Raw genomic sequence first — 11,773 nt, 5'->3', positions numbered from 1 at the left:
TTGAGCCATTGACCCGCTGTCTCACCCGGTTACTATGGCCGAGTTGCAACTGCCTGTGTCACGAACGCGGGCAGTCCCGGCCGGAGACCGTCACCACGGTGGAGGGCGGGGAACGATCCAGGGGAAAGTTCAGATGTCCATCGATGAATCGCGCATGTCTGCGCGCGCGTCCGGCGTAGAGCTGGACGACGCGCACCTGCTGTCCCTCGCGCGGGACGGCGACGACGACGCCTATGCCGAGCTGTTCCGCCGGTACCGGCCCGTGGCCCTGCGCCTCGCCCGGCGCCTCGGCGCACCGACCGAGGCCGAAGACACCGTGTCCGAGGCGTTCGCCCAGGTGCTCGGCCAGCTCCGCCGCGGTCTCGGTCCCGAGCGTGCCTTCCGCGCGTACGTGCTGACCTCGGTCCGCCACGAGGCCGCCCGACGGGGACGGCTGCGCCAGCGCGTCCAGCCGACGGACGACCTCGCGACGATCGACACCGCGGTGCCGTTCGGGCACGGACAGCTCGACACGTTCGAGCGCGACCTCGTCCGGTCCGCCTTCGCGTCGCTGCCCGAGCGCTGGCGCACGGTGCTCTGGTACCTCGACGTCGAAGGACTCAAGCCGCACGAGGTCAGCGACCGGCTCGGTCTCACGGCCAACGGCGTCTCCGCGCTCGTGTACCGCGCCCGCGCCGGGCTCCGCGAGGCCTACCTCGCGCAGCACGTCGCCGCCGACGGCGTCGAGGCCAGCGACGAGTGCCGTCAGCTGCGTCCCCGGCTCGCGTCGCTCGTGCGGCGCACCGTCGGCATGCGCGAGCAGAAGCGCATCCACGTCCACCTCGAGGCTTGCCCGTCCTGCATGGCCAGCTACCTCGAGCTCGAGGACGTCAACGCCCGCGTCGTGGCCCCGCAGCAGGCCGTCGCCGGCGTCCGCGCCTGACGTCCGCAGGCCACCGGGTGCGTCGCAGGGTCCTGCTCGTCGTGGTGCTGCTCGCCCTCGCGGCGGGTCTGCTCGTGACGGTGCGGCTGGTCGGGCCGGGAGGCGGCCTTTCCGACGCACCGACCGCCGACGCGGTGCCCTGCCGGACCGGCGACGTCGACCGGCTCGACCTCTCCGACCCTGCGCAGGGTCGGCTCGCGTGGCACGACGAGTTCTCCGGCACCCGCGTCGACCCCGACCGCTGGACGGTCCGCGACGACACGACGCTGTCCTTCGACCAGGCCCGCATCCGGGCCGACGCCGTCGAGGTGCGCGGCGGGCGCCTGCGCATCACCGCCCGGTCCGACCCGGCCGGCGACACCTCCGGCGAGCGTCCCGTCAGCACGGGCTACCTCGACACGATCGGCCACTTCGCCCAGCAGCACGGACGGTGGGAGGTGCGGGCTCGGCTCCCCGTCGAGCCCGGCCGCTCGCGGGCGCTCTGGCCGGCCTTCTGGCTGCGGGCCTCCGACCTGCCCGGCGAGATCGACGTCGTCGAGGCGTGGGGCACCCCCACCTCCCGGCAGCGGAGCGCGATGTCCGAGCAGTACGCCTGGACCGTCCACGAGGACACCACCGCCCCTCCCGGGTACCGGCGGGTCGGCGGCTGGGGGCGGGCCGCGGAGCCGCTCGCCGACGGCTTCCACACCTACGCGGTCGACTGGACGCCCGGCTGCCTGCGGTTCTCGCTCGACGGCCGCACGACGGGCTTCGTCGACCTCGACCGCGAGCCGCGCCTGCGCCGAGCGCTCGACGGTCCGGTCGACATCCGGCTCAACCTGCAGGTCGGCAGCAGCTACTGGGGCCGCCTCGATCCCGAGCGCCCGGGCACCACCGGGCTCCCGGCCACCTTCGAGATCGACCACGTCCGGGTCTTCCGTCCTCGTCCCGCCCGGGACTGAAGTCCTGACTTCGCGTTCGTGACCTGAGACACGCCCGAATCGGCCTCGTCCTGCGTCACGCGCCCACGCTCCTCCGCTCTCCAGGCATGCACGAACGTCCAGGGGATCGGAGAACCGGTGAGCATCACGCGCACGACCTACGGGGTGGGATACGCCAGCGGCGTGTTCGACATGTTCCACGTCGGCCACCTCAACCTGCTGCGCCGGGCACGGCACCGCTGCCGCCACCTCGTGGTCGGCGTCGCGAGCGACGAGTACGTCGAGATCCTCAAGGGTCGCCAGCCCGTCGTGCCGTGCGACGAGCGCATCGACATCATCTCCGCCCTCGGCATCGTCGACGAGGTGGTCATCGACCGCTCCGAGGACAAGCGCATGGTGTGGGAGCAGCGGCCCTTCGACGTGATCTTCAAGGGCGACGACTGGCAGGGCACGCCCAAGGGCTACCGGCTCGAGCGCACGATGGGCGAGATCGGCGTCGACGTCGTCTACTACCCGTACACGCGGCAGACGTCGAGCACCATGCTCCGCGCCCATCTCACCGGTGCCGAGCTGGAGGGGCTCGCGTGAGCGTCGACAGCGCGGTCGAGGCGCTCGACGCCGCGACGACCCCGTACGCACCGCCCGTCACCGTCGTCGTGCCCACCCACGACCGCCCGACGCTGATGGCCGAGGCCGTGCGCAGCGTCCTGCTGCAGGAGTACGCCGGACCGGTCGAGGTCGTCGTGGTCTTCGACGCCTGCGAGCCGGTGCTGCCCGACGTCGCGCTGCTGCCGGGCCAGAGCCTGCGCGCCGTGGTCAACGACCGCGTCCGCGGCCTCGCCGGCGCCCGCAACACCGGCATCCTGGCCGCCAGCCACCCGTTCGTCGCCTTCCTGGACGACGACGACACCTGGCTACCGGGCAAGCTGGCCGCCCAGATGCCGCTCTTCCGCGACCACCCGGACGCCCGGCTGGTGGCCACCGCGATGCAGGTCGACGACGGCGAGCGCCTCACCGACCGGCTCGTCCCCGCCGACGTCGTCTCGCACGCCGAGCTCGTGCGCGAGCGGTTCGGGGGCCTGCACTCCAGCAGCTTCGTGTTCCGGCGCGACGCGCTCGTCGACGAGATCGGCATGATCGACGAGGACCTCCCGCGTGGCTACGCCGAGGACACCGACGTGCTCCTGGCGGCGTCGCGGCTCGCGCCCGTGCGACTCGTGAACGAGCCCCTCGTACGGGTGCGCTGGCAGGGCCAGTCCTACTTCTTCGGGCGCTGGGCCGACTACGCCGCCGCGCTCACCTACCTCCTCCACAAGCACCCGCAGTTCGCCGACGACGACGCGGCGCACGCGCGGATGCTCTCGCAGATCGCGTTCGGCGAGGTCTCCTCCGGTCAGCGTCGGGCCGGCCGCCGGCACGCCCGGCAGGCCCTGGCGCTGCGACCCACCACCCTGCGCGCCTGGCTGGCGCTCGCCGTCGGTCTGCGTCTGCTGACGCCCGGCGCCGTCGTCACCGTCGCGCGACGCTTCGGAAAGGGCATCTGACATGCGCATCCTCATCGCCTGCTCCTCCGGCGGACACCTCGCCCAGGCCCTCGCCCTCGAGCCCTGGTGGGGCGAGCACGAGCGGCTCTGGGTCACCGGGCCCACCGAGGACGCCCGGCTGAAGTTGCGCGACGAGCGCGTCATCGAGTGCGCGTGGCCGACGCAGCGCAACCTGCCGAACCTCGCCCGCAACATGGTGCTGGCCCGCCGGGTCATCGACGAGTGGCGTCCCGACGTGGTCTTCAGCACCGGCGCCGCCGTCGCCGTGCCGTTCCTGCGCCAGGCGCGCCGGGTCGGCGCCCGGTCGATCTTCCTGGAGACGATCGACCGCATCGACAAGCCGTCGCTGACCGGACGGCTGGTGTACCCGTTCGTCGACGAGTACCTGACGCAGTGGGACCAGCTCACCGAGAAGCTGCCGCGCGCGCAGACCGTCGGCCTGGTGCTGTGACCGAGCCGCTCAGCGTCGTCGCGAGCGTCGGCACCTACCACCACCCGTTCGACCGCTTCGTCGACTGGCTGGAGCCGTGGGCCGACGCGCAGGAGGCCGCCGTGGTCTTCCAGCACGGCTCGACCCGACCGCTGGGCAGGGCCGACAACCGCACCATGATGGCGCCCGACGAGCTGCTCGAGCACTACCGGCGCGCCGACGTCGTGGTGCTCCAGGGCGGTGCCGGCGGCGTCATGGACGCACGCCGCGCCGGTCGCATCCCGATCGTCGTGCCCCGCGTGCCGGTCGACGACGAGGTCGTCGACGACCACCAGGTCGTGCTCAGCCGACGGCTGGCCGAGATGGGGCTCGTGCACGTCGCGGAGTCGCGCGAGCAGCTGCACCGGCTGCTCGACGAGGTGGCCGCCGGCACGCTGCGCACCCGGTCGGAGGAGCTGCAGCCGACTGCCGGCGTCCTCGAGGCCACCCGGCTGCTCGGCGACCTGCCCGAGGCGCGCCGTGACGCCGAGGGGCGCACGCGCCTGGGCGTCCCGCGCAGCACCCGGGCCCCCGCAGGTGAGGAGTTCCTCGCCGCCCGCGCCCAACGTCGTCGCAGCGGCATGGTCCGGGCCGTCGCCGACGCCGTGCGGCAGGGACTGGTCGGCTACCTCCTGACCTTCACGACGGCCCTCGCGCTCGCCGTCCACTTCGGGCTGGACGGCGACGTCGGCCGCGCCGTCGTGGCCGGCGTCGGGGCGTGGCTCGTCTACAGCTGGCTCGCGCAGCCCGCGGCCGAGCGCGCCAGCTCGCTCACCCCGGTCGTCCGCCTGCTCGGCGTCGTCGGCGCGGCGGTCGTGGCCGGTCTGCTGCTCGGCGTCCAGAGCACGCCCGACCTGCGTCGCGGCCTGCTCGCGGTGCTGGCCGCCGCCCTCGTGTTCGTCGGCTACGGCGTCGCGCACCGTGTCGTCCGGCGTCGCACGCCCACGGTCCTGGTGGGCGAGGAGCGTCGGGTCCGCCGTCTGACGGACCACTGGGCCGGCCGGCGCGACGTCGACGTCGTGGCCTCGTGCGTCTGGCGCGGCGATGCGGAGTCCGTGCCCCTCGGCTCGCCGGGGTCGCTGTCGCGGATCGTGCCCGACGTCATGGCGACCGTCTACCGCCAGCGCGCCCGGTCCGTCGTCATCGCCTCCGACCACGCGCTCACCACGCCCGCGCTGCGCCACCTGGCCTGGGCGCTGCAGCGCGCCGACGTCGAGTGCCTGGTGCTCGCCGACATGGAGGACCACGTCGAGTACATGCGTCCGCGCATGGTGGCCGACCAGCTGGCGCTGACCATGCGGCCTCCCAACGAGCACCTGGTGTCGGTCGCGGTCAAGTCAGTCGTCGACCGCACGGCCGCGCTCGTCGGCCTGGTGGTCCTGTCGCCGGTGATGCTCGCCGTCGCCCTCGCAGTGCGGCTCACGTCGGCCGGACCGGTGATCTTCCGCCAGGAGCGCACCGGACGCGACGGGACACCGTTCACGATGCTGAAGTTCCGCACCATGGTCGTCGACGCCGAGGAGCGGCTCGACGAGCTCGTCGTCCGCAACGAGGGCGCCGGCCCCCTGTTCAAGCTCGACGACGACCCCCGGGTCACGCCCGTCGGACGCGTCCTGCGTCGCACGTCGCTCGACGAGCTCCCGCAGCTGGTCAACGTGCTGCTCGGCCACATGTCGCTCGTCGGCCCTCGGCCCGCCCTGCCGCGCGAGACGGCGCAGTACAGCCAGTGGGTCTGGCGACGGCTGCACGTGCGCCCCGGACTCACCGGCCTGTGGCAGGTCAGCGGTCGTTCGCAGCTGAGCTGGGAGGAGTCGATCCGGCTCGACCTGCAGTACGTCAACACCTGGAGCCTGCGCCTCGACGCCCGGATCCTGCTGCGCACCGTGCGCGCCGTGCTCGTACGTGACGGCGCTCTCTGAACCCGCCACGCGGTGTCACCCACTGTTACTGTGACGTTTCCTGACGTGACGAGACCGAGGAGCCGCCGGACCGCATGAGTGACATCGCCTACAAGCTGAAGGTCCTGCGACAGATCGGCCTCCTCAAGGTCCAGCCGCCCCACCGGCTCCTCAAGGCGGGCATCAAGCTCGCCACCTGGGGCCCCGGCTTCCCGTCGGCTGTGGCCGCGGCGGCCGCCCGCTTCCCGAACCAGACCGCGATCATCGACGACGCCGGCGAGATCACGTGGGCCGAGCTGCGCGACGAGATCAACCAGACGACGGCCGCGCTCAAGGCCCGCGGCGTGCAGGTCGGTGACGCGGTCGCGCTCATGGGACGCAACCACCGCTGGATGGTGGTCTCGATGGTCTCGATCATGCAGATCGGCGCGAAGGTGCTGCTGCTCAACACGATGGCCAGCGCCTCCCAGCTCGGCGAGCTCACGCGACGCGAGGGCGCCAAGTTCGCCATCGTCGACCAGGAGTTCCTCAAGGTCACGTCCGAGATCGACCGCGACCTCGTCGTCGTGGCGTGGGCCGACGACGACTCCCACGGCCTGCCGACCCTGTCGGGCCTCGCCGAGGGGCAGCCGACCGACGACCACAAGAAGCCGTCCAAGCCGGGCGGCATCGTCATCTTCACCTCCGGCACCACCGGGCTGCCGAAGGGCGCGAACCGCAAGGAGCCGGAGAACCTCGACCCGCTCCTCACCTTCTTCGGGTCCATCCCGTACCACGGCAACTCCACGGTCGTGCTGGCCGCGCCGCTGTTCCACTCGTGGGGCCTCATCAACTTCGGGTTCGGCCTCTCGACCGTCCCGACCTACGTCCTGCGCCGCAAGTTCGATCCCGCGCAGGTCCTCGAGGACATCGACCGGTACAAGGCCGAGGTGCTCGTCGTCGTGCCGCTGATGATGCAGCGTCTGGTGAACCTCGACCGCGAGGTGGCCGACCGCTACGACGTCTCCAGCCTGCGCATCACCGCCTCGAGCGGCTCGGCGCTCGCCGGTGACCTGGCGATCGACTTCATGGACCGCTTCACCGACTCGGTCTACAACTTCTACGGCGCCACCGAGACCGGCTGGGTGTCCATCGCCTCGCCGGAGGACCTGCGCGCGGCACCCGGCACCGCGGGTCGCGTGCCGTGGCGCACGGTCGCGAAGATCCTCGACACCGACGGCAACGAGCTGCCGCCGGGCGAGACGGGTGTCATCTACGTCGGCAACGAGATGCAGTTCGGCGGCTACACCGACGGCAACACCAAGGACTTCCGCGACGGACTCATGCACACGGGCGACCTCGGCTACTTCGACGAGGACGGCCGCCTGTTCGTGGCGGGCCGCGACGACGACATGATCATCTCCGGCGGCGAGAACGTGTTCCCCCGCGAGCTGGAGGACGCGCTCATCGGCCACCCGTCCATCACCGACGTCGTGGTCGTCGGCGTGCCCGACCCCGACTGGGGCCACTGCCTTGCCGCCTACGTGGTGGTCAAGGACGGCGCGTCGCTCGACGAGGACGAGGTCGTCTCCTACGCCAAGGAGCGGGTCGCCCGCTTCGCCGTGCCGCGTCGGACCAAGTTCCTCGACGAGCTGCCCCGCAACCCCACGGGCAAGGTCATGAAGCGCGAGCTCCCCGAGTTCGACTGACCCCGAGGGCGCTCCGCGCCCGAGCGGGTCAGTCGGGTCGAGTGGTGCACGCCGAAGGCGTCCCGCTGTATCGAGACCTGGCAAGCGTCCAGGCCCCGGTGCCTCCACCTGCCCCGCGCCGAGCCGTTGCCGAGTGGTCTCGATACGCAGGGACCTCGCAAGCTCGTCCCTGCTACTCGACCAGCGGAACGTTTCGCTGGTCGAGTAGCGCGGAGCCGCGAGGGACGAGCGTGCTCCGGGCGTATCGAGACCACTCTGGGCTGTCGCTGGGGGTGGGATCGCGCTGATCGGTTGCCGGGTGGTCTCGATACGTCAGGACTTCGCAAGCTCGTCCTGACTACTCGACCAGCGGTGGGTTTCGTTGGTCGAGTAGTCGACGCCGCGACGAAGGAGCTGGCGGAGGTCGAGACCACTCCACGCTGTCGCTGGGGGCTGGCCCGCGCTGGGCTGTTGCCGGGTGGTCTCGATATGCGGCCACGGCGCTCCTTCGCCGCGCGTGGTCGCTACTCGACCAGCGGAACGCTTCGCTGGTCGAGTAGCGCGGAGCCGCGAGGGACGAGCGTGCTCCGGGCGTATCGAGACCACTCCAAGCGGTCGCTGGGGGCTGGTCCGCGCTGAGCCATTGCCGGGTGCTCTCGATACGCACCGACGTGCTCGCTGGCGCTCGCCGTCGCCGCTACTCGACCAGCGATCGCGCTGGTCGAGTAGCGCGGAGCCGCGAGGGACGAGCGTGCTCCGGGCGTATCGAGACCACTCCAGGCGGTCGCTGGGGGTTGGCCCGCGCTGGGCTGTTGCCGGGTGGTCTCGATACGTCAGGACTTCGCAAGCTCGTCCTGACTACTCGACCAGCGGTGGGTTTCGTTGGTCGAGTAGTCGACGCCGCGACGGAGGAGCTGGCGGGGACGTATCGAGACCACTCCAAGCGTTCGCTGTGGGTTGGCCCGCGCTGGGCTGTTGCCGGGTGGTCTCGATACGCAGCCACGGCGCTCCTTCGTCGCGCGTGGGCGCTACTCGACCAGCGGAACGCTTCGCTGGTCGAGTAGCGCGGAGCCGCGAGGGACGAGCGTGCTCCGGGCGTATCGAGACCACTCTGGGGTGTCGCTGGGGGCTGGTTTGCGCTGATCTGTTGCCGGGTGGTCTCGATACGCGGCCACGGCGCTCCTTCGTCGCGCGTGGCCGCTCCTCGACCAGCGGAGGACTTCGCTGGTCGAGTAGCGCGGAGCCGCGAGGGACGAGCGTGCTCCGGGCGTATCGAGACCACTCTGGGGTGTCGCTGGGGGCTGGTTTGCGCTGATCTGTTGCCGGGTGGTCTCGATACGCGGCCACGGCGCTCCTTCGTCGCGCGTGCCGCTACTCGACCAGCGGAGGACTTCGCTGGTCGAGTAGTCGACGCCGCGACGTAGGAGCTGGCGGAGGCGTATCGAGACCACTCCAGGCAGTCGCCGGGGGTTGGCTCGCGCCGATCTGTTGCCGGGGGTCTCGACGTCAGGGCTTCGCAAGCTCGTCCTGACTACTCGACGAGCGGAACCGTCCGCGGATCCCGTCGTCAGGCCCGTGCCGCAGGCGTGTGGGAGGCTGTCGCCGTGGACCTGACGTATGCGCCGAAGCCCGACGGACGGCCCGATCCGGGGGAGATCGTGTGGACCTGGGTGCCGTACGAGGACGACCCCGCGCAGGGCAAGGACCGCCCGGTCCTGGTCGTCGGACGCGACGGCGCGCGGCTCGTCGGGCTGATGCTCACGTCGAAGGACCACGACCGCGACGCAGCCCAGGAGGCGCGTGACGGTCGCTTCTGGCTCGACATCGGGTCCGGGCCGTGGGACGCGCAGGGCCGACCCAGCGAGGTGCGGGTGAACCGGCTCATCGACGTCGACCCCGACGCGGTGCGTCGCGAGGGTGCCGTGCTCGACGAGCCCCGGTTCGCGGCGGTGCTCGCGGCCGCGGCAGAGCACCTCGAGCTGGCATGAGCGCCGTCGACAAGGTCGACCGCTTCCAGCGTCGGCACCGGTTCGTCGGGCTGCCGCTCGCGGTGATCTACAAGTACTTCGACGACCAGGGCCCCTACCTGGCGGCGATCGTCACCTACTACGCGTTCGTCGCGGTGTTCCCCCTGCTGCTCATCTCGACGTCGATCCTGGGCTTCGTGCTGCAGGGCGACCCGCAGCTGCGCGAGAGCCTGCTGAACACGGCGCTGAGCCAGTTCCCGATCGTCGGCGACCAGCTCGGCAGCGAGCAGGGCCTGCAGGGCAGCACGACGGCGATCGTCGTGGGTTCGATCGCGGCCCTCTACGGTGCGATGGGGCTCGGCCAGGCCGCGCAGAACGCCGCGAACATCGCGTGGTCGGTCCCGCGCAACAGTCGCGCCAACCCGTTCCTCATGCGGCTGCGGAGCCTGATCTTCCTCGCCATCGCCGGCATCGGCATCCTCGTGCTCGCCGTCGCGACGTCGGTGCTGGCCAACCCCGACGCGTTCGGGGGACTCGTCGGGCCCGCCACCGGGTGGATCGTGCGCGGTACCGGCTTCGTGCTCACCGCCGCGATCTTCGTCGGTCTCTTCCGCCTGGTGAGCGCGGGACGGGCGCACACCCGCTCGGTGCTGCCCGGCGCGATCTTCGCCGCCGTCGGCTGGCAGCTGCTGCAGCTGGCCGGCAACTCCTACGTGACGCGCGTGATCAACCGCGCGAGCCAGACGGTCAACCAGACGTTCGCGCTGGTCCTCGGGCTGCTCGCGTTCATCTTCGTCGCGGCCGTGCTCGTCGTCATGGCGCTGGAGCTCAACGTGGTGCTGCGCCGACACCTGTACCCCCGCGCGCTGCTGACGCCGTTCACCGACAACGTCGAGCTCACCGAGGCCGACGAGCGCGCCTACACGGCCTACGCGAAGGCGCAGCGGCACAAGGGCTTCCAGGTGATCGAGGCTCGTTTCGAGAAGGACGAGGACGAACCGCCGGGCACCACGCCCTAGGCTGGTCCCGCACCCCTCCGATCCCCCCGACAGAAGGACACGCGCATGCCCACGGGCAAGGTCAAGTGGTACGACACCGAGAAGGGCTTCGGCTTCATCAGCAGCGACGAGGGCGGCGACGTCTACGTCCGCTCCGACGCGCTGCCCGCCGACGTCACCGCCCTGAAGTCGGGCACGCGCGTGGAGTTCGGGGTGGCGCAGGGCCGGCGCGGCGACCAGGCGCTCCAGGTGCGCGTGATCGAGGGCTCGGCTCCCGTCTCGCGCACGCAGGCCCGCGCCCGGCGCAAGAAGCCGGAGGAGATGGTGACGATCGTCGAGGACCTCATCCGTCTGCTCGACGGGCTGGGGGAGGGGTACCGGCACGGCCGTCACCCCGACGCCCGCTCCGCCAAGCCGGTCGCCCAGCTGCTGCGCGCGCTGGCCACCGAGCTCGACGGGTAGTCCCGGGCCCTGGTGCGCGGGGCTCGCGCCGCGTACCCTGGTAGTTGAAGCATCTACTACCTGAGCACGGGAGCACCGCGTGACCACCATTCCCTCGGGCCCACGGGTCGAGCACCGCCTGAGCGACCTCGAGCAGCGGCTGCGGCCCAGCGAGCGCATGCCCGTGCTCTTCGTGGGCCACGGCAACCCGATGCACGCCATCCGCGAGAACCACTACACCCACACGTGGACGGTGGAGGGGCAGCGGCTCCCGGAGCCCCAGGCGATCGTCGTCGTGAGCGCGCACTGGCTGACGCCGGGGCGCACGCACGTGACCGACGCACCGCGCAACCGCGTCATCTACGACTTCGGCGGCTTCCCGGAGGAGCTCTCGCGCGTCCAGTACGACACGGTCGGCGACCACGAGGTCGCCCGCGTGCTCGCCCATCGCCTCGCGGAGTACGAGGCCGCCCTCGACAGCCAGTGGGGCCTGGACCACGGCACCTGGTCGGTGCTGAAGTACCTCGCTCCCGCACCCCAGGTCCCCGTCCTGCAGATCAGCATCGACGACACCCTGCCGCTGCCGCGGCTGCACGAGCTGTACGGCCGCCTGCGCCGCCTGCGCGACCAGGGCGTGCTGTTCATCGGCAGCGGCAACATCGTGCACGCGCTCGGCCGCGCCCGCTGGGAGCCGGAAGCGCCGGCGTGGGACTGGGCGGAGCAGTTCGACGCCGACACGGCCGCCGCCCTGACCGACCGTCGTCTCGACCAGCTGCTCGACCCGTACGGGACCTGGCGGGAGGCGCGGATCGCCGTGCCCACCGACGAGCACTACCGGCCGATGGTCGCGGCGCTCAGCCTGCTGCACCCCGAGGAGGAGGTCCGCTTCTTCAACGCCTCCATCGACATGGGCTCGATCGGGATGCGCAGCTTCGTCACCGTCTGAC

General features: G+C 71.6%; 11 protein-coding genes. All 11 read left to right on the top strand.

The window, feature by feature from the left end; translation table 11 throughout:
• Nucleotides 1-154 precede the first annotated feature (154 nt).
• Nucleotides 155-922, top strand: coding sequence for an RNA polymerase sigma factor (locus Aeryth_RS13305; RefSeq protein ID WP_067859621.1), 768 nt, complete (start codon nt 155-157; stop codon nt 920-922).
• A 17-nt stretch (nt 923-939) separates the two neighbouring features.
• Nucleotides 940-1,863 carry a glycoside hydrolase family 16 protein gene (locus Aeryth_RS13300; RefSeq protein WP_067859618.1) on the top strand — a complete coding sequence of 308 codons (924 nt, stop codon included), beginning with the start codon at nt 940-942 and terminating at the stop codon, nt 1,861-1,863.
• A 117-nt stretch (nt 1,864-1,980) separates the two neighbouring features.
• Nucleotides 1,981-2,430 carry an FAD synthase family protein gene (locus tag Aeryth_RS13295; RefSeq protein WP_236749743.1) on the top strand — a complete coding sequence of 150 codons (450 nt, stop codon included), beginning with the start codon at nt 1,981-1,983 and terminating at the stop codon, nt 2,428-2,430.
• Entirely contained in the window at nt 2,427-3,386 is a 960-nt protein-coding gene (locus Aeryth_RS13290) for a glycosyltransferase family 2 protein (RefSeq protein ID WP_067859615.1), read from the top strand. The genes Aeryth_RS13295 and Aeryth_RS13290 overlap by 4 nt, the downstream gene beginning before the upstream one ends.
• Nucleotide 3,387: 1 nt before the next feature.
• A complete protein-coding gene (locus Aeryth_RS13285) occupies nt 3,388-3,837 on the top strand; it encodes a glycosyltransferase family 28 protein (protein ID WP_067859612.1) in 450 nt (149 codons plus the stop codon).
• Entirely contained in the window at nt 3,834-5,774 is a 1,941-nt protein-coding gene (locus Aeryth_RS13280; RefSeq protein WP_067859610.1) for an exopolysaccharide biosynthesis polyprenyl glycosylphosphotransferase, read from the top strand. The genes Aeryth_RS13285 and Aeryth_RS13280 overlap by 4 nt, the downstream gene beginning before the upstream one ends.
• Nucleotides 5,775-5,848: 74 nt before the next feature.
• Nucleotides 5,849-7,441 (top strand): AMP-binding protein, encoded by a 1,593-nt coding sequence (locus tag Aeryth_RS13275; RefSeq protein ID WP_067859607.1) that lies wholly within the window; start codon nt 5,849-5,851, stop codon nt 7,439-7,441.
• 1,583 nt (nt 7,442-9,024) lie between these two features.
• Nucleotides 9,025-9,408, top strand: a complete 384-nt coding sequence (locus Aeryth_RS13270) for a type II toxin-antitoxin system PemK/MazF family toxin (RefSeq protein ID WP_236749742.1) — start codon at nt 9,025-9,027, stop codon at nt 9,406-9,408.
• Nucleotides 9,405-10,406 (top strand): YihY/virulence factor BrkB family protein, encoded by a 1,002-nt coding sequence (locus Aeryth_RS13265; protein WP_067859604.1) that lies wholly within the window; start codon nt 9,405-9,407, stop codon nt 10,404-10,406. The genes Aeryth_RS13270 and Aeryth_RS13265 overlap by 4 nt, the downstream gene beginning before the upstream one ends.
• Before the next feature lie 45 nt (nt 10,407-10,451).
• Nucleotides 10,452-10,847, top strand: a complete 396-nt coding sequence (locus tag Aeryth_RS13260) for a cold-shock protein (RefSeq protein WP_067859601.1) — start codon at nt 10,452-10,454, stop codon at nt 10,845-10,847.
• Nucleotides 10,848-10,926: 79 nt separating this feature from the next.
• Nucleotides 10,927-11,772 carry a dioxygenase family protein gene (locus Aeryth_RS13255; protein ID WP_083516446.1) on the top strand — a complete coding sequence of 282 codons (846 nt, stop codon included), beginning with the start codon at nt 10,927-10,929 and terminating at the stop codon, nt 11,770-11,772.
• The last annotated feature ends 1 nt before the right edge of the window (nt 11,773 follow it).

Source organism: Aeromicrobium erythreum (genome assembly GCF_001509405.1).
GTDB classification, from domain to species: Bacteria; Actinomycetota; Actinomycetes; order Propionibacteriales; family Nocardioidaceae; genus Aeromicrobium; species Aeromicrobium erythreum.
Note: the sequence above shows the minus strand (reverse complement) of the source record. Positions and strands in the feature narration are given on the sequence as shown.

Excerpts from the sequence above, each read along its gene's own strand:
- Aeryth_RS13305 (WP_067859621.1), top strand. The coding sequence starts at position 155 with ATGTCTGCGCGCGCGTCCGGCGTAGAGCTGGACGACGCGCACCTGCTG.
- Aeryth_RS13285 (WP_067859612.1), top strand. The coding sequence starts at position 3,388 with ATGCGCATCCTCATCGCCTGCTCCTCCGGCGGACACCTCGCCCAGGCC.
- Aeryth_RS13275 (WP_067859607.1), top strand. The coding sequence starts at position 5,849 with ATGAGTGACATCGCCTACAAGCTGAAGGTCCTGCGACAGATCGGCCTC.
- Aeryth_RS13265 (WP_067859604.1), top strand. The coding sequence starts at position 9,405 with ATGAGCGCCGTCGACAAGGTCGACCGCTTCCAGCGTCGGCACCGGTTC.
- Aeryth_RS13260 (WP_067859601.1), top strand. The coding sequence starts at position 10,452 with ATGCCCACGGGCAAGGTCAAGTGGTACGACACCGAGAAGGGCTTCGGC.